16 protein-coding genes are annotated in these 17247 nt (G+C 63.8%); 6 read left to right on the forward strand and 10 right to left on the reverse strand.

Annotated features, from left to right (window positions below; translation table 11 throughout):
• Positions 1-2 precede the first annotated feature (2 nt).
• Positions 3-947, reverse strand: coding sequence for a tRNA 2-thiocytidine(32) synthetase TtcA (gene ttcA, locus ACHFB9_RS01590; RefSeq protein ID WP_417069230.1), 945 nt, complete (start codon positions 945-947; stop codon positions 3-5).
• Between the two features lie 97 nt (positions 948-1044).
• On the opposite strand from ttcA, the gene ACHFB9_RS01595 reads away from it, so the two are divergent.
• Together ACHFB9_RS01595 and ettA are read left to right on the forward strand one after the other, a co-directional pair.
• Positions 1045-1761 carry an N-acetylmuramoyl-L-alanine amidase gene (locus ACHFB9_RS01595; protein WP_417069231.1) on the forward strand — a complete coding sequence of 239 codons (717 nt, stop codon included), beginning with the start codon at positions 1045-1047 and terminating at the stop codon, positions 1759-1761.
• Positions 1762-1801: 40 nt separating this feature from the next.
• Entirely contained in the window at positions 1802-3466 is a 1665-nt protein-coding gene (gene ettA, locus ACHFB9_RS01600) for an energy-dependent translational throttle protein EttA (protein ID WP_417069232.1), read from the forward strand.
• Between the two features lie 67 nt (positions 3467-3533).
• Here ettA and ACHFB9_RS01605 read toward each other — a convergent pair whose 3' ends face one another.
• Positions 3534-4721, reverse strand: a complete 1188-nt coding sequence (locus tag ACHFB9_RS01605) for a PepSY-associated TM helix domain-containing protein (RefSeq protein ID WP_417069233.1) — start codon at positions 4719-4721, stop codon at positions 3534-3536.
• 13 nt (positions 4722-4734) lie between these two features.
• Positions 4735-6855, reverse strand: a complete 2121-nt coding sequence (locus ACHFB9_RS01610; protein ID WP_417069234.1) for a TonB-dependent siderophore receptor — start codon at positions 6853-6855, stop codon at positions 4735-4737.
• Between the two features lie 308 nt (positions 6856-7163).
• Between ACHFB9_RS01610 and ACHFB9_RS01615 the strand changes: the two genes are divergently transcribed.
• Complete coding sequence (locus ACHFB9_RS01615; RefSeq protein ID WP_417069235.1) at positions 7164-7712, forward strand: FUSC family protein; 549 nt, start codon at positions 7164-7166, stop codon at positions 7710-7712.
• 86 nt (positions 7713-7798) lie between these two features.
• A complete protein-coding gene (locus ACHFB9_RS01620) occupies positions 7799-8110 on the forward strand; it encodes a hypothetical protein (protein ID WP_417069236.1) in 312 nt (103 codons plus the stop codon).
• Between the two features lie 36 nt (positions 8111-8146).
• On the opposite strand, the gene ACHFB9_RS01625 is transcribed toward ACHFB9_RS01620, so the two are convergent.
• On the reverse strand, positions 8147-8446 hold the full coding sequence (locus tag ACHFB9_RS01625) for a hypothetical protein (RefSeq protein ID WP_417069237.1): 300 nt from the start codon (positions 8444-8446) through the stop codon (positions 8147-8149).
• 274 nt (positions 8447-8720) lie between these two features.
• Here ACHFB9_RS01625 and fucO point away from each other — a divergent pair, with 274 nt between their 5' ends.
• Entirely contained in the window at positions 8721-9875 is a 1155-nt protein-coding gene (gene fucO / locus ACHFB9_RS01630; RefSeq protein WP_417069238.1) for a lactaldehyde reductase, read from the forward strand.
• Positions 9876-10143: 268 nt separating this feature from the next.
• On the forward strand, positions 10144-12219 hold the full coding sequence (locus ACHFB9_RS01635; protein ID WP_417069239.1) for a PAS domain-containing methyl-accepting chemotaxis protein: 2076 nt from the start codon (positions 10144-10146) through the stop codon (positions 12217-12219).
• 41 nt (positions 12220-12260) lie between these two features.
• Here the strand turns inward: ACHFB9_RS01635 and ACHFB9_RS01640 are convergent, their stop codons facing one another.
• The 6 genes from ACHFB9_RS01640 to ACHFB9_RS01665 form a co-directional block, all read right to left on the reverse strand.
• Positions 12261-12665, reverse strand: a complete 405-nt coding sequence (locus tag ACHFB9_RS01640) for a hypothetical protein (RefSeq protein ID WP_417069240.1) — start codon at positions 12663-12665, stop codon at positions 12261-12263.
• A 119-nt stretch (positions 12666-12784) separates the two neighbouring features.
• On the reverse strand, positions 12785-13645 hold the full coding sequence (locus ACHFB9_RS01645; protein ID WP_417069241.1) for an SPFH domain-containing protein: 861 nt from the start codon (positions 13643-13645) through the stop codon (positions 12785-12787).
• A 402-nt stretch (positions 13646-14047) separates the two neighbouring features.
• Positions 14048-14494 carry a protein tyrosine phosphatase family protein gene (locus tag ACHFB9_RS01650; RefSeq protein ID WP_417069242.1) on the reverse strand — a complete coding sequence of 149 codons (447 nt, stop codon included), beginning with the start codon at positions 14492-14494 and terminating at the stop codon, positions 14048-14050.
• 70 nt (positions 14495-14564) lie between these two features.
• Positions 14565-15917 carry a GTPase HflX gene (gene hflX / locus ACHFB9_RS01655; RefSeq protein ID WP_417069243.1) on the reverse strand — a complete coding sequence of 451 codons (1353 nt, stop codon included), beginning with the start codon at positions 15915-15917 and terminating at the stop codon, positions 14565-14567.
• Between the two features lie 111 nt (positions 15918-16028).
• Positions 16029-16466 carry a protein tyrosine phosphatase family protein gene (locus ACHFB9_RS01660; RefSeq protein ID WP_417069244.1) on the reverse strand — a complete coding sequence of 146 codons (438 nt, stop codon included), beginning with the start codon at positions 16464-16466 and terminating at the stop codon, positions 16029-16031.
• 160 nt (positions 16467-16626) lie between these two features.
• Positions 16627-17202 (reverse strand): hypothetical protein, encoded by a 576-nt coding sequence (locus tag ACHFB9_RS01665; protein ID WP_417069245.1) that lies wholly within the window; start codon positions 17200-17202, stop codon positions 16627-16629.
• Positions 17203-17247 lie beyond the last annotated feature (45 nt).

Consider the following 17247-nt stretch of genomic DNA (forward strand, 5'->3'; position numbering starts at 1 on the left):
TTTCAGCTGGCCTCGGGGGAATCGAAATCCGCGCTGCCGCCGCGGCCTATCTCGGCGATCGGGATCGTCGAAGCCTGTGCGGGCATCTCGTCGTGATCGAAGGCCAGGTCGCCGCCCGCATCGCCGCGCTTGAGTCCCTTGAAGTCGAAAAGCTGCTGATCCTGCAGGTGGGACGGCACGATGTGGGTCAGCGACCGGCTCAGCGACAGGATACGTCCGGGGAAGCGCTGATCCCAGTCGTTGAGCATCGCCTTGATCTGCTTTCGTTGCGCGTTTTCCTGGGAGCCACACAGGTTGCATGGAATGATAGGGAATTCCAGCGCGTTTGCGTAGCGGGTAATGTCGCGCTCGCTGCAATAGGCCAGAGGGCGGATCACGATGTTCTGGCCGTCGTCGCTGCCCAGCTTGGGCGGCATCGACTTGATCCGGCCGCCGAAGAACATGTTCAGGAACAGCGTTTCCAGCATGTCGTCGCGGTGATGGCCCAGCGCGATCTTGGTCGCGCCGATCTCGCGGGCGACCCGGTAGATGACGCCGCGGCGCAGCCGCGAGCACAGCGAGCAGGTGGTCTTGCCTTCGGGGATCTTGGCCTTGACGATCGAATAGGTGTCTTCCTCGACGATCCGGTATTCGACGCCGAGCTTCTCAAAATAGGCCGGCAGCACGTCGGCCGGGAAACCGGGCTGCTTCTGGTCGAGGTTCATCGCGACGATGCGGAAATCGATCGGCGCTTTCTCGCGCATCGCCAGCAGCAGCGACAGCAGAGAATAGGAATCCTTGCCGCCCGAGCAGCACACCATCACAACATCGCCGTCCTCTATCATGTTGAAGTCGCCAATCGCTTGGCCAACCTTGCGTTCGAGGTATTTTTTCAGGCGCAGGAATGTGTTGGAGAGAGCCGGCTTGTCTTCCCCAGAGAGTATCTCTTCCACAGCAGCAGAATCCATGACAAAACAAGCAATTATAAGGCCCAGCGGCCCGGGCAGGGGGATTGCTCGGGTCGCGCGCAAAATTGGCCGGATCCTGTTCTTACCGCTTCTGGCTTTGCAGCCCCTCGCGGCGCAGGCGGACTGCTCGGTCGCGCTCGATGTCGGCCACTTCCGCGAGAAGCCCGGAGCGACGAGCGCCCGCGGGCGGACCGAGTTCTCGTTCAACCTCGCTCAGGCCGTCGCGATCCGCACAGCGCTGCGTGCGCGCGGCTGCACGGTCGATCTGATCGGGGCCGGCGGCGATGCGGCGGTGCTGCGCGCGCGCACGGCCATGGCGCCGGATCAGGCGCTTTTCCTGTCGATACACCACGATTCGGTCCACGCCGATCTGCTGCAGAGCTGGCGTTACGAGGGGCGCAGCCTTCTCTACAGCGACCGCTTTTCGGGTTTTGCGCTCTTCGTCTCGCACGAGAATCCCGACCTCCCGGGCAGCCTTGTCTGCGCGTCGGCGATCGGCGAGGCGCTGCGCGGCCGGGGGCTCGCCCCTTCGCGCTATCACGCCGATCCGGATCTCGGTGAATCCCGGCTCTTCCTCGACGAGGCGAACGGCGTCCACGCCTACGATGGCCTCGCGGTCTTGCGCAGCGCACGCCAGAGGGCGGTGTTGCTCGAAGTCGGAGTCCTCGTCAACCGTGCCGACGAGCGTCGTTTGGCCAGGCCCGAAGGCCGCGCGGTGGTCGCCGCCGCGGTTGCCGAGGGCGTCGTGCGCTGTCTCGCCGAGCCAGCAAAAATTGTGCCGCCACAGATGCCCGCCAGCCCCGCGCTCCGGTAAGCTCTCGCCCATTCCCGAATCCACTGCGAAAGCTTTATCTATGGCTCAGTACGTCATGTCTATGCTGCGCGTGAACAAGACCGTTCCGCCCAAGCGTCAGATCATCAAGGACATCTCCCTCTCCTTCTTCCCCGGCGCGAAGATCGGCCTGCTGGGCCTGAACGGCTCAGGCAAGTCGACGGTGCTGAAGATCATGGCCGGCGCCGACCAGGAATACGACGGCGAGGTGCAGTGGCAACCGAACATCTCGATCGGCTATCTGCCCCAGGAGCCCCTGCTCGATCCCGAAAAGACGGTCCGCGAGGAAGTCGAATCCGGCCTAGGCGAAGTCATGGAAGCGAAGCAGAAGCTCGAAGAGGTCTATGCGGCCTACGCTGAGCCCGATGCCGACTTCGACAAGCTCGCCGAGCTTCAGGCCAAGTACGAGAACATCATCTCGACTTCGGGCGCCGACCTCGAAACCCAGCTCGAGATCGCCGCCGACGCGCTGCGCCTGCCGCCCTGGGACGCGAAGATCGCGCCTCTGTCCGGGGGCGAGAAGCGCCGCGTCGCGCTCGCGAAGCTGCTGCTCTCGCGCCCCGACATGCTGCTGCTCGACGAGCCGACCAACCACCTCGACGCTGAATCGGTCGAATGGCTGGAACAGTTCCTGGTCCGCTTCCCGGGCACCGTCGTCGCGGTGACCCACGATCGCTACTTCCTCGACAACGCCGCCGAATGGATCCTCGAACTGGACCGCGGCCAGGGCATCCCGTGGAAGGGCAACTATTCGTCCTGGCTGGACCAGAAGGGCGCGCGGCTCAAGCAGGAAGAGTCGAGCGAATCGGCGCGGCAGAAAGCGTTGGCGACCGAACTCGAATGGGTGCGCGGCAACCCGAAGGCGCGCCAGGCCAAGAGCAAGGCGCGTCTGGCCCGCTACGAGGAGATGAGCTCGGTCGAGTACCAGAAGCGCAACGAGACCCACGAGATCTTCATTCCGCCCGGCGAGCGCCTCGGCGACAAGGTCATCGAGTTCAACGGAGTCTCGAAGGGCTTCGGCGACCGGCTGCTGATCGACAACCTGTCCTTCACGGTTCCGCCCGGCGCGATCGTCGGCGTGATCGGCCCGAACGGCGCCGGTAAGTCGACGCTGTTCAAGATGATCATGGGCAAGGAAGCTCCCGACTCCGGCGAAGTCGTGATCGGGCCGACCGTCAAGCTCGCCGCCGTCGACCAGAGCCGCGAAGGCCTGGATCCGGAGAAGACCGTGTTCGAAGCCATCGCCGACGGCGCCGACATCCTGACGGTCGGACGCTTCGAGATGCCCAGCCGAGCCTATATCGGACGCTTCAACTTCAAGGGCGGCGACCAGCAGAAGATCGTCGGCAACCTGTCCGGCGGCGAGCGCGGGCGTCTGCACCTGGCGAAGACGCTGATCGCCGGCGCCAACGTGCTGCTGCTCGACGAACCGTCGAACGACCTCGACGTCGAGACGCTGCGCGCGCTCGAAGACGCACTGCTCGAATTCTCGGGCTGCGTGCTGGTCACGTCCCACGATCGCTGGTTCCTCGACCGCATTGCGACCCACATCCTCGCCTGCGAAGGCGATTCGCAGTGGACCTTCTTCAACGGCAACTACCACGAGTACGAAGAGGACAAGAAGAAGCGCCTCGGCGAGGAAGGCGCGAAGCCGCACCGGATCCGCTACAAGCCGATCACGCGCTGAGCGAAGCGCGTCCGGCCATCAAAGAGCCCGCCGCAAGGCGGGCTCTTTGCCGTCTGCGAGCAAAGGGTCAGACCAAGCGTGCCTTCAGCGCTTTGCTCTGTCGCGCGCGGCGTTTTCGTGCCCAGATGACCAGGCCGGTCAGGCTGAGCCCTGCCACCGCGAGCCCGCAGACCGAGACCAGGATACGTCCCGGAATTCCGAGGATGCGACCGGAGTGCAGAGGGTACATTGCCTGCAGAACCAGGTCGCCGCGAGTCCCCTGGCCGGGGATTTCGCTTGCGAGCAGGCGCCCGTCATTGGCGTCGAAATAGAGCCACGGGGTGCCAAGGCTGCCTTCCTCCCCAGGGGCGAAGAAGCCGACGCCATACAGGCCAGCCTGAGACGCGGCGAAGATGCCTCCCGGAGGACGGCGCCAGCCGCGCCGCTCAGCTTCCTGTCGTGCCCGTACCTCTATCGCGGCGTAGCCCAGCATCGCCGGCCCCGGAGGCTGGGTACGCTGGCGTGCCGCCACTTCGAAGGGGGAGGGACTCAGTTTGGAGAACAGCGATACGAAGGGGCGGGCGACCGGATCACGCAGATTCATTGCGACCGAGCTGGCGGCCAGTACCAGCAACAGTGGGAAGAGCCAGACCCCGCCAGAGCGGTGCAGATCGAACTTGAATCGGTAGCCTCCGGCCTTCCAGCGAAAAGCAAAACTCTGTCGCCAGCTGCGCAGACTTGGAAACGAGATCCAAAGCGCGACAAAGCAGTCTATGACCCAGGCGATCGCCAGCCCCCCCATGAACAGCGTGCCCGTTTCCCTGCCTGCCACCGTGGGTAGGTGCAGCGAGTAGTGTAGTTTGTAGAGAAAGGGCAGCAGGTTCTCTCGTGCCAGAGAGAACTTGCCCCAGTCGCGGCGGCCGAGCACCGCGCCGCTGACCGGATCCAGCGCGACCTGACTGTAAGCGAGCGGATGGGGGATCCCCGTTTGGGGATCCGGCCGGGCTTCGACATAGACAAGCAGCGCCTTACCCGGCTCGACGGCCAGAGGTAGATAGCGCACCCGCAGCCGTGGCTCGGCCTTCTCCAGCCTTGCCGCCAGCTCAGCGGCGGACAGCAGGGGCCCCGTTGTCGGTGCCGTGAAGAAGCCAGGGTTGAGCCAGGCATCGATCTCATGATTCCAGGCGATGATCGATCCCGTCAGTCCAGAGACGAAGAGAAAGACCGCCGCCGTCAGGCCGAACCAGCGGTGCAGGCGCACGAGCAAGGGACGCATCGCTTTGCTTCCGTCAGAACTTCCAGTTCATCGCGACGCTACCGTTGCGCGATGCGCCGTAATAGCCCTGGCCGGTGCTCGCCCAGTACATGCTCGCCAGATATTTCTTGTTGGTCACGTTTTCTAGCTGGGCGCTCAGCGAGAGCTGCCGGCTGAGGTCGTAGTGGGCCATCAAGTTGAGCAGGGTGTAGGCCGGCTGGCGAACAGTGCCCGCGCTCGCTTGGGCTGTCGTCTCGGATTGCCGGCTGAGGCTGGCGCCCAGTTTCAGCGCATCGATGAGCGGCACGCGGTAGTTTCCGCTCAGGCGCAGCAGACGCCGCGGCGTATAGGTGCGCACGTCAGCTCCGTCATCGCCGTGAATGGCCAGCCAGGTGTAGCCGAAGTTGGCCTGCAGCCGGGAGCTCAGTTGGCCGCTGACGTCAAACTGCACACCGTGCGAGCGGGCGTCGATGCCGCGGTAATAGGTGTCGCCGTTTGGATTCAACCCGGCCGATTCGGCCAGGTTTTTTTGCTGGCTCTGGAACAAGGCCAACGAGCTATTCAGCCGCTTGTCGAGGAACTCGCCCTTGAGCCCCAGTTCGAGGTTCCGGCCCTTGACTGGATCGAGCGCAGATCCGGAAGCGTCGAGCTGGTACTGTGGAGTGAAAATTCCGGCATAGCTGGCATAGACCGACAGTTCGGCGTTCAAGTCCTGAACCAGGCCAAGGTAGGGCGTAAGCCGGCTGCCCGAGCTCGCGTGGTCGACGCCGTAAGACTGGCCCCAGGTTTCGGCCTTCGTTGCCCGCGCACCCGCGATCAGCTGGAGCGAATCGGTCGCGCGCAGGCGGCCGGCGACATAGGCGCTGCGCTGGTGGTAGATGAAGCTGCTGCCCGCAGTGGACGCGTCGAAACTGGGTTCGGCGTAGGCACCGTTCCATCCATTCAGCGAGGGCAGGGCTGTTCCTATGCCTTGGCCGTAGCGCGAAAGGTCGCTCAGGGCTGAGCGCGACCAGTTGAGCCCCGCGCTCAGTTCATGAGTGCGACCGAACAGTGCGAAGTGCCCAGTCAGCTGTAGATCACCGATGTTCTGGCTATTGGCCATGTCGTAGCGCGAGGGGTAAGCGTAGAGCCCAAGGCCGGTGTCTTTGTCGGGGCTTCCATAGGCATAGAAGAGCTTGCCCTGGCTTGAGTATTCGTTGTGGGTCAATACCGCGCGCAGTTGCCAACCGGCAGCCAGCTGATGGCTCAGCTCGGCAAAACTGCTTTGGGTCTGGGAGTTCCAGTAAGCCCAGTCCGTTGCCGTGCTGGTTGAGGTCGGGTAGTCGGTCGCGCTGCCATCGCTGTAGAGCAGTGGAATGCCGCCCCAGCTTGGCCCTTTGCTGCGGTTGGATTGGTAGCTGGTTCCGAGCGCCAGTGTTGTCGCCGCGTCGAGATCCGCCTCGACGATGCCATAGAAGACGCTCTTCTCATGGCTGTGCCGGTCAAGATAGGAATCGCCGCTCTCGTATGCGCTGACCAGGCGTGCGCGCAAGGACGGTTTGTCGAGCAGCGAACCGCTCACGTCTGCGTCCAGTCTCCGGGTGTTCCAGGAGCCCAGGCTCGCGCCCAAAGATGCATTGGTTTTTGCGGTCGGCCGCTTGCGGATCAGGTTGACCGTCGCCGACGGGTAACCCGTACCGGAGATCAGGCCATTCGCGCCATAGACGGCGTCGACTCGCTCATAGATCGCGGTGTCGATGTCGCCGACGACATTGCCGTTTGCGAAGGGCATGCCCAGCCCATCGGTCTGGAAATTTGTGACGTCGAAACCGCGCGCCGTGTAGTAGGTGCGATCGGTCTCGACCTTTTCGACGATCACCGCCGAGGACATCGACAGTGCGCTGTTGATGTTGGTCAGCGCGAAGTCGTCCATCAAGCTGCGCGTGATCACGGAGACCGCCTGAGGCGTTTCACGCAAGCTCAGATCGAGTCCGGTTGCCGTACTGCTGGAGCGTGCCGTGTAGGACCGGTTTGCCTCGCTTTGGGCGGTGACGGTGATGGTCGCGACGTCGTGCGAGTCGGTGGATTCGTTGGCGCTGACAGGTAAAGCGAAAAGGGCGCAGATGGCGCAAACGCAGGGACGCAGGCGCAGGCCTTCGGGAAGGGATTGGGGCATCAGAACTCCACGGCAGACCCGAGCCGGCAGCAGGAGAGTTCGCCGATCGGGTGTTTGTGATAATGAGAATCGTTATCATAACGGTTCCGAGCCCGGCGTGCCAATGCATCCAGTTCTGCGCGTATCGCCTCAGAGTTTCTGTACGGGGAAGGCCGAGTCGACGCAGCCATGCGATCTCCGGCCCGTCGCGCCATCCATGAAAAAATGGGATGAACGAGTTTGCGGCTCTGTGCTCGCGGAACGGACTCGGCGGCTCTCGCGCAGCGGCGTAGACTTGTCAGCGTCTCCCCCTTTTGCGCATCAAGACCATGAGTCTCTTCTCCCCCCGGGACCGGCAGCTTCACGAGCTGATCTGGTTCGTCGTCCGCTGCGCGGCTTCGGCTGCGCTCGCCTGTCTGCTGTCCGATCTGATGCGTCTGGACCACACGGTCTGGGCGTCGATGTCGGCGTTGATCGTCTCTCAGGAGAAGATCAAAGCGACCCACACCCATGTCGCGGGCCGGATCACCGGCACCGTGATCGGTGCGCTGGTCGCGCTGATCATCCATCGCCTCTTCGCGCTGGCGGGCGTCCCGGTCTCGATCCAGCTCGCCGTCGCAGTCGGGATCTGCGCCGTGATCGCGAAAGGGCGACCGGTGCTGCGCGTCTGTCTGTGGACCTGCCCGCTGGTGCTGCTGACCGGCTCGGAACACCTCACTTCGGAGATGACGGCGCTGTCCCGGATTGCCGAAGTGCTGCTTGGCGCCGTGGTCGGCGGCCTCTGCCACTCCCTGATCTACCGCTGCGTGCGCCGCCTCTATCCCGCCGAGTGGTTTGACGATGCCCCCGCTCCGGCGCCGGTCGTCGCCGACGACTGAAGCGTCACGATCCGCTGTTCTGCGGGATTCGGGTTCTTGCGCGAAGGAGTGCTCGAGTCCTGCCGGGCGCGCTATCCTTTTGCCTCATGACGATGCGTGCCGCCCTGATCCAGCGTTTGTCCCGACCGGGAGTCCGGCTGGCGCTCGCGCTCGGTGCGGCGGCGCTGGCCGCCTGGCTGGTCTGGATCGGCCTGCCCGCGCCGCGCGTCGGACCCCAGGCGCCCGTCCGGTCTGCGCCTGCCCCTGTTTCTTCGGCGCCGATTCCTGCTCCGGCACGAATCGTCTACACCTGCATCAGGATAGGGCACCTGCCCAGATTCTCGGATCGTCCTTGTCCGCCCGGCGTCGATCTGCAGATGGTCGATATCCCGCCTTCCGCGGCCGCGAGCCAGCGCTGAGGCGAAGCCTTTCCGCGGTTTTCGGGCTGTGCTGCTTCAGGCGCTGCGCTCGACGAGCCGCGAGTGCAGCTCGGAGCGGTGCTCGGGGGTCGCGGCGGCCAGTTGCACGAGCACGCCGTCCGATAGCGTACGGTAATGCCGACGGTCGTTCTTGAAGGTGTTGACCCGCCACCCGGACAGCAGCAGCCAGTCCCACAGGTCGGGCGAGATGGGTTGGGTGACCCGGATGCGCATCGATTTGCGGACGATGGTTGAGCCGACCTGAGGCCGGGGGCCTGTGGGCAGAGCGCGACGCTTGGTACGGATCTTGAACAGGTTTCTGAAAAAATCATTCACGGTAATTCTGTCTCCGGCGAGTCATGGAGTCCTTCACCGCTGGGATGGAGGTGCTGCAGGGATGCCATGCCTCCCTTTTGCGGGGCGGCGCGGTTTATGACGGTCGAGTATAGCGTCGGCTTCCTGCCGGGTGAAGGGGGGGTGATTAAGCGCTTTAGTTTTGTTCCCGGACAAATTGGATGAGCGCACAGGCGACCAGACTGCACGGCGATCCGGGAGGTCTCCTCCCACTGAATTTTTTCAGCAGACCCATCGCCTGGACAGGAGAAAAGTCATGGCAGCACGCATCGTTCTCAACGAGAGTTCGTATTTCGGCGCCGGGAGCGCCAGCGTCATCCCCGACGAGGTCGCGCGGCGCGGCTACCGGCGCGCGCTGCTGGTCACCGACAAGGGGCTGATCGGGGTCGGGCCGGTCGAGAAGGTCGAGGCGATCCTGAATCAGGCCGCGATTCCCTATACCCTCTATTCCGACGTGAAGCCGAACCCGACGATAGAGAACGTCCAGCAGGGCGTTGCTGCCTGCAAGGCGGCCGATGCCGATTTCCTGATCGCGGTCGGTGGCGGTTCAGCGATCGATACCGCGAAGGCGATCGGTATCGTGATGACGAACCCCGAGCATGCCGACATCCGTTCGCTCGAAGGCCTGTCGCCGACGAAGAAGCCGGCTCTGCCGCTGATCGCGCTGCCGACCACGGCCGGCACGGCGGCGGAGGTGACGATCAACTATGTGATCACCGATACCGAGAACCGCCGCAAGTTCGTCTGCGTCGACCCGCACGACATTCCGGCTCTGGCGATCGTCGATTCCCGGCTGATGGCCTCGATGCCGAAAGCGCTAGCGGCGGCGACCGGGATGGACGCGCTGACCCACGCGATCGAAGGCTACATCACGCGCGGCGCCTGGGAGATGAGCGACATGTTCACGCTCAAGGCGATCGAACTGATCGCCGCCAATCTGCGGGCCTCGGTGCTCCATGCGTCCGCTGCCGCCCGCGAGAAGATGGGGCTCGCCCAGTACATCGCCGGCATGGGTTTCTCGAACGTGGGCCTGGGCCTCGTCCACGGCATGGCTCACCCGCTGGGCGCCTTCTACGACACACCGCACGGCGTCGCCAACGCGCTGCTGCTGCCGACCGTGATGGAGTTCAACGCACCAGCGAGCGGCGAGAAGTATCGCGACATCGCCCGCGCGATGGGCGTGACCGGAACCGAAGCGATGAGCCAGAGTGAATACCGCATGGCGGCCTGCGCGGCGGTGCGCGAACTCGCGCTCGACGTCGGCATCCCGCAGCACCTGGCCGAGATCGGTGCGCAGGAAGCCGATCTTCCGGCGCTGGCCGAGGCCGCTTTCAAAGATGTCTGCACGCCGGGGAACCCGCGCGAAGCGAGCGAGTCGGAGATTCTCGAACTCTATCGTTCCTTGTACTGACCCCCATCGTCGCCTACCCCGGGCGACGACCTTTCGCCGGAGCGCCCTTGCGGCGCTCCGGATTTTTCTTTTCCGTTGTGCGCCGCCGCTCCGTATGAAGCGCCTGCGTGCCGACTCCGTCCTCACGTAGTGATCTCTTCTCCTTTTCGAAAATTGAGACATGCAATAAAGTGAAACCTTGGTTTCTGGCTGCTAGGGACGCTTCCTGAATCAGCAATCCCCTCCAGCTGGATCAGCGTTGGTGCCGTAGATCGCCTGCGAGGCTTCCATGCGTGATAACCAGCCAGTGACAAGGAACGAGTATCTCCTCAAAGAGGGGGCGGCGATCATTTCAAGAACTGATCGCAAAGGACTGATCTCGGCCTGCAACGATGAGTTCGTCGAAGCTTCCGGGTTCCTCCGAGAAGAGTTGATTGGCAAACCCCACAATCTCGTCCGCCATCCGGACATGCCCCAGGAAGCTTTTCGCGACCTCTGGGCCACGCTCAAGCGTGGCCGGCCCTGGTCGGGCATGGTCAAGAACCGGCGCAAAAACGGCGACTTCTATTGGGTGCGTGCGACCGTGACACCGCTGCCAGACGGGAACGGTTATTCCTCTGTGAGAGTGAAACCTGGGCGCGACGAGGTGGAAGCTGCCGAAGCTCTCTACGCGAAGATGCGCGCCGACCGGAGCATTCGGCTTCACGAGGGAAGGCCGGGAAAGGTGCGACGCTGGTCGCTGCCTGTAGTCCATGTCGCAACCCGCCTCTGGGCAATGGTGGTGATCCCCTTGCTGATGATCGCGGTGGTGGCTGCCGATGGGATGTACGACCGGCACCAGGCGACCCGCATGCTCGGCCAAATGCAGTCGGGTCGCATGCAACCGATTCAACGCTTCGCTGAGATCAATGACCTGAGCCAGGCGACTCTGATTGAGCTAATGGAGGCCGAGAGCGAGATTGGCGACGATGCTGCTCTGGCCCGACGGCAAGCCCAGATTGAGCGCAACAGAGCTAACGTCGAGAAGGCCTGGCAGCTTTACATGACCAGCAGACTTTCGGACGAAGAGCGCGAACTTGCTAGACTTCAGGCGACCCGAAGCGAAGCGATGTGGATGCTCATCGGTCAGGCACTAAAGCAGATAGAGAATGGACAAGCCGTTGATGCCCGGGAACTGATCAAAGGTGACCTTCGCAAAGCGCGTCTTGCTCAGAACGAGGCAATGGATAAGCTCAAAGCTTTCCAGAACAGCGCGGCGGAGGCTGATTTTATCGAGAGTGCCCAGGCGTTCAGGCGCGGTGCGGCGCTTGCGCTTGCGCTGATCCTGCTCGGAGGAGGGGCGACGTTCTTTTTTGCGTTGATCAATCAGCGCTACATCCTGAGCAGTCTGCTGGCAGCCCGTCAGGCGACCCAGATCATTGCGCGAGGCAAGCTGACGGAAGCTCTGCCGCCTGCCAGTGAGGATGAGTTGGGGGCGCTGCTCTGCGATGTGGCGATGATGCGCAATACGCTGCATGAGCTGATCGCGACGATTCGTCAGAACGCCGAAGCGCTTGATCGCTCCTCGGTGGATCTGGTTTCCGCTGCAACAAGGAGCGCCGAGGTGTCCGGATCGCAGTCGAGTACTGCTTCGGACATGGCGGCTGCTGTCGAAGAGCTTTCGGTTTCGATCGACATGGTGGACGACCGCGCCAACCTCGCTGCTGGAGCAACCCAGGAGGCATCGAACAGCTCCACCGAGGGGGGGCGTGTGATTGGCGAGGCGAGCTGCGAGATGCAGAAAATTTCCTCGGCGATCAACACGGCGGCGGGCAGCATTTCCGATCTTGAGAAGCTGTCTGGGCAGATCTCGCGCATTGTTAGCGTGATTCGCGAGGTTTCGGATCAAACTAACCTGCTGGCGCTCAACGCAGCGATCGAGGCCGCACGCGCAGGAGAGCAGGGGCGTGGTTTTGCGGTGGTTGCCGACGAGGTTCGCTTATTGGCTGAGAGAACCAGCAACGCGACTGGCGAAATTGCCACGATGATAGGAGAGATCCAGAACTGCACTCAGCGGGCTGTTCTTGAAATGCAGCAAAGCGTGGCTCAGGCCGCGAGTGGGGTCAAACTGGCTCAGCTCGCCGGAAATTCGATTTCGACGATCCTCGACGGATCGACGCGTGTGCTGCAAGCGGTCAGCGACATCAGCCATGCGCTCAGGGAGCAGTCCGTTGCCGCAAGGGAGATCACCAAACAGGTCGACAGCGTGGCCCGCAATGCCGAAACAGGCAGCACTGCGGCTTCGCTGGTTGCCGATTCAGCGCGAAAGCTCGAAGAACTGGCGGCTCGGACCCGTAAACTGACCGAACAGTTTCGTATCGTATAGCGCCGAGCGGGTGTGGCTTCGGGGCGCCGCTTTTTGGCACGTCAGACCAGCAGCGAGATGACCATGCCCGCGGTGCCGGCGGCGGAGAGCCATTTTCCGGCGGTGTAGAACGCGTCTTCTTTCTTGGGCGCTTCGTCGGGGCGTTCCAGGCCCAGCGCGCCATAGACGAAGGACTGGGCTTCCTTGACCGGGATCTTCTCGGCCACCGAACTCGCCGAGCCTGCGGCCTCCGTCGTGCCGGGAGCCTGCACTGTGCCCGTTGCCGCTGCATCGTTCTTCGCCATCAGTTTCGCGGTGCGCGAGAGCTCGACCTGGGGCGCCGTGTTCGCCGCGACGTTCTTGTCGCTGAGCGGGGCCGTATCGGCGACCTCGCCGGCTGTCGGTTGGGCGACCTTGAGTTCCTGGGCGGCCGGACGGCCGGCCGGGGTTGCGCTGTCGATGTTCACAAAAGCCTCCTGCACGATTCTGGTGGATTTGATGATTACATCGGCAGGACTCCGCATTCCTTGAAGGGTATTTGGGCAAATAGAGCAGGGCGACGCCCCCCGCTCCGAAGGCTAAGGGATCACTTTCCCGCGGGGATGCTGATCAGCGGCGAGGTCGCCATGTTGGCCGGCACGACCACGGTGTTCGTGTTGCCCTTCTCGGCGAATTTGAGCAGCGCCTGATTCGCTTCGTGCTGCAGGTACTCGCGGGTCAGGCTGTCGGCGATGATCCGGTTCGCTTTCGCGATGCCTTCGGCTTCGGTGACGCGGATCTCGGCTTCGCGCTTCGCGATCTCGGTCTGGATCGTCATCGCTTCGAGCTTCTTCTGATTCGCGACCGCGGCGCGTATCGATTCCTCGATCGACGGATCGGTCACGACCGAGCGGATCACGACCCGGGTCACCGTGAACACGCGCGGATCGTTGCGCTCTAGCTCGGCCTGGACGTTCCTGCGGATCGCGGCGGCCATCTCCTCGCGCTTCGTGTGCATGATCAGCGAGTCGACGCGCGCGACTTCCTCATAGACCGCGTTGCGCACGACCCTCTGCACGACGCCTTCGGCGGGCATCCAGATGCCGGTGTGCTCGTCGCGGGCCGACTGCCCGGAATACTTGGTCTGCAGCGCCGGGATGTGCGAATCGGCGACCTTGTAATAGACGCTGACATCGACGTCGCGCAGGCTCAGGTTGTCCTTGGCCTTGGGCGTCAGATCCTTCAGGTCGATCGCGACTTCCTTGGAGCTGAACTCGGCGACCGACGAGATGAAGGGCCACTTGAGGTAGATCCCCGGGCTGACCGGATCGGCCGAGATCACGCCCAGAGTCGTTCTGACCCCGACGTTGCCCGAGCCGATCGTGCCGGCCAGACCGTACAGAAAGCCGGCCGCGAGGACGAGGCCCAGCACAAACAACGGGACACGGCTGCGTGATGCGAATTCCATGAACGGCTCCTGTTTTGCGAAAACGGTATCCTACCGGGCTTTTTCAGATAAATGCGCACGGCATTCTCGTCCTTGGACGGGCAGCGGGCCGGACTTGGGAAACTCAGACTCTTGCCCGCTAGTGCTTGTCCCCCATGGCGGAGGGATTGAAGCCGCGCACGCCGCGGAAGAAGCCTTCGCGGACGCAGGGTAGAAGCTCGGCTGGCTCGGATTGAGCCGCAACGGGCGGCCGAGGCGGGGATTCGGCACCCGAAACAGGAAGGGGAAAAACCGATCAGGACAAGGAACTGAATACGGTCAGCGAGTTTTACTTTTCTGGAAATGGGATGGGGCTGTGACCGCAAGCCAGCCATGTTAGGCCTCGCTGGCCGTTCCGGGGATGAGCCTGACCCTGGCCGGCGATCAGACTCCGGAATGAGCGGCTGAAACCCGGTCGATGAAGGCCTGCCAGACTACATTGGGCTGCCAGACCTCGCGCAAGGGGAAGGATGCCACCTGCTCGTCCTCGCCAAGGACGAAGCGGCGATAGAGGTAGAGGAAGACTCCCGCCCGCATGTTCTTACCGCAGTGCACCCAGATCTTGCGCTGAGCGAAGGCATCGAGTAGCGCCGCGAACTGTTCGAACTGGTCGGGCTTGGGCTCATCCCAGATGACGGGAATCTGGAAATAGCTCAGGCCTCGCCGCGTCACCTTCTCAGCTTCGCCGGGTAGCGCGCTCGCTGCGGTCGGTGGCGCGAGGTTGATCACGACCTCGACGCCCAGCGAGGGTAGTGAGTCGATGTCGCGCTCGGTCAGTTGGCCCGACGACCACAGTCCATCAAAAACCTGGTAGGTGTTCTCGGCGTCCATTTTCGCCCCTGGCTACATAGTTTTCAGCGCGTTCACAATACGCGCTTGCGCGCCGCCCGTGCGCGGCGACTCAGCCCGCTTTCCCGATCTGCTCGCGCAGCCGTTCTATCGTGGCGGGTTCGCCGCGCACGCGGAAGAAGGCGCCCTGCTCGTCGGAACGCTCTTCGAGCACCGCGCAGTCCGCATAGAGCTCCTTGCGGAACTGCTGGGCGGACCAGGGCAGCAAGAGTTCGGCCTCGACCAGATCCTTCTGGAAGAAGGCGACGATCCTCTGGTGCAGCGCCGCGACTTCCTCCGGGCGGCGGGCACTCATGACCACGCAGTCCGGGTAGTGCGCGCGCAGTGTGGCTTCGCACTCGGCCTGGGCGGCTTCGTCGCCGACATGGTCGATCTTGTTGAAGACGCGCAGGCGGGGCAGCGTGTCCGCGCCGATCTCGGCGAGCACCTTGTCGGTGACTTCGAGCTGGCGCTCGAAACCGGGGTCGCTGGCGTCGATCACGTGCAGCAGCAGCGAGGCGTCCAGCGCTTCGTCGAGCGTCGACTTGAATGAAGCGACCAGCCCGTGCGGCAGGTTCTTGATGAAGCCGACGGTGTCGCTGACCAGCACCCGCGGAACGCTCTCCGGATAGAGCGTGCGCACGGTCGTGTCCAAGGTTGCGAACAGTTTGTTGGCGACCAGCACTTCGCTGCCGGTCAGCGCGCGCATCAGGGTCGATTTTCCGGCGTTCGTGTAGCCGACCAGCGCGACGCTGGCGAGGCTTTGCCGTCCCTGGCGACGCGCGCGCTGGGTCTCGCGCTCGGCGCTCATTGCGACGATCTCCAGCTGCAGCTCGGCGATCCGGTCGCGGATCTTGCGCCGGTCCAGCTCGCTGTGCGACTCTCCCGCGCCCCGGCCGCCGACACCGCTGCGCTGTCGCCCTTGCGGGCCGGCGAGCTTGGCCGCTTCGCGCAGCCGCGGCGCCATGTAGCCGAGACGCGCGATCTCGACCTGGGCCTTGGCCGCGCGCGAGCGCGCATTGCGATGGAAGATCTCGAGGATGACCATGGTCCGGTCCATCACCTCGGCGCCCGCTTCGAGTTCGAGATTGCGCGCCTGCGAGGGTGAGATCTCATGGTCGACCAAGATCACATCGATCTCGCCGCCATCCGGGTCGGCGTACAGCGGCGAGCCGTCCGTATCGCTGATCCCCGCTTCTCCCGTCACATAGGCGTGGATCTCCTGCCGTTTACCTATGCCCAGGTAGCCCGTCGTGTCGAAGCTGGCCCGCTTCTGGATAAAGCTGCGGACGACCTGAAAACCCAGTGTTTTGGCCAGTTCGCGCAGTTCGGCCAGCGAGGCTTCGAACTCGACATCGCTGACCGTGGGCAGTTGCACCGCCGCGACGACGGCGCGGAGGATCTTCTCTTTGACTTCAGTGGGCATTCGCGGCTTGGCGCTTTCAAATGGGCAAAACCGGATAGTACGGGCTGCGGAGGCCGGCGGGGGGGAATGCTGCAATTCCGTGATGCGGGCAAGGCCGGGGCGAGCGGCGAATCAGCGCTCAGCGCGGACCTTGTCGATGAAAGTCTGCCAGACCTCATCCGGTTTCCAGACCTGGTGCATCGGGAAGCCGGCCTTCTCTTCGCTATCGCCCAGCACGAGCAGACGGTAGAGGTGGATGAAGGTCGAAGCCCTCATGTTCCGGGCGCAGTGCACCCAGACGCGTCGCCCGCTCAGCGCACCGAGCAGGGCGGCAAACTGCGCGAAGTGACGCGACTCGGGAACCGTCCACGGAACCGGAAGCTGCAGATAGCCCATGCCCAGGGCGCTGACCCTCTCTGCCTCGCCTTCCAGAGCGTTCGACGAAGTCGGTGGCGCCAGGTTGATGACCCACTCGATGCCCAGCAAAGGCAGCTCGGCGATGTCCCGCGCCGAGAGCTGACCCGATGACCAAAGCCAGTCGAAGACCTGGTAAGTGTTTTCCGCGTCCATGCCTTTTCCTCTGTCCTGCGTTATCGAGCATCCAGATTTCCACACCCACGCCTGACGCGTCAGTGCGTTCGGAAACCGTTCAGCGTCTCGTTCAGCGAATCCGACCCAGCCCGGAAGTCTGCGACGAACTTCGCGCCCAGACCCGTCTGATCCGCTTCCGCTACGCTCCGTTGCAGCCCAGCGCGTAGCGCCGGTCCATCGCCTGGCGGCGTTTCTCGGCGAGCCAGCCACCTTCCTCGCTCGTGTGGTACTGCCGGCTCCGCGCATCGATGAGCCTGACCTCCTCGTCGATCCGCTGGCACTGCGCCAAGGCTTCGGCACCGGGTGCCGGGCGAGCCGCGATCACGCCCGCCGGTCGCGGGGCGGGCTCGGGAAGCGAAGGCCTGGCCATCGTGCGCACCGGATCGACCCCGTGCGCGGCGGGCGTTGCATCGACGACGATCGTCTTCGCGCCCTCGGGACACGGTGAATCCGAATACCCGACGCGGCCCCGGCTCACGCACTTGAACAGCCTCGTCCCTGGCGCGCGCTCCGCGTGGGGCGGCGGAGGCGGGATATCGACTTCCGGCTCAGCGCGAGTCGCTTCGCGTGGCGGCGCCGAAATCCGCGTCGGGGCCGTGGCCTCCAAGTCCTCTTCAGGGATCAGAACTTCCCACGCGACAAAGCCCAGCATCGCGATGCCGAGAATGGCCAGAAAGGTGTGGCCGGAGGAATGCGCGGCGTGGGTGTAGGGCATGGGGGATGCTTTTGCCAGGAAGAGGGCATACGGGAAATGTCTGAC

Origin of the sequence: Niveibacterium terrae, from assembly GCF_048213115.1 — a bacterium.
In the GTDB taxonomy this organism is placed as follows: domain Bacteria; phylum Pseudomonadota; class Gammaproteobacteria; order Burkholderiales; family Rhodocyclaceae; genus Niveibacterium; species Niveibacterium terrae.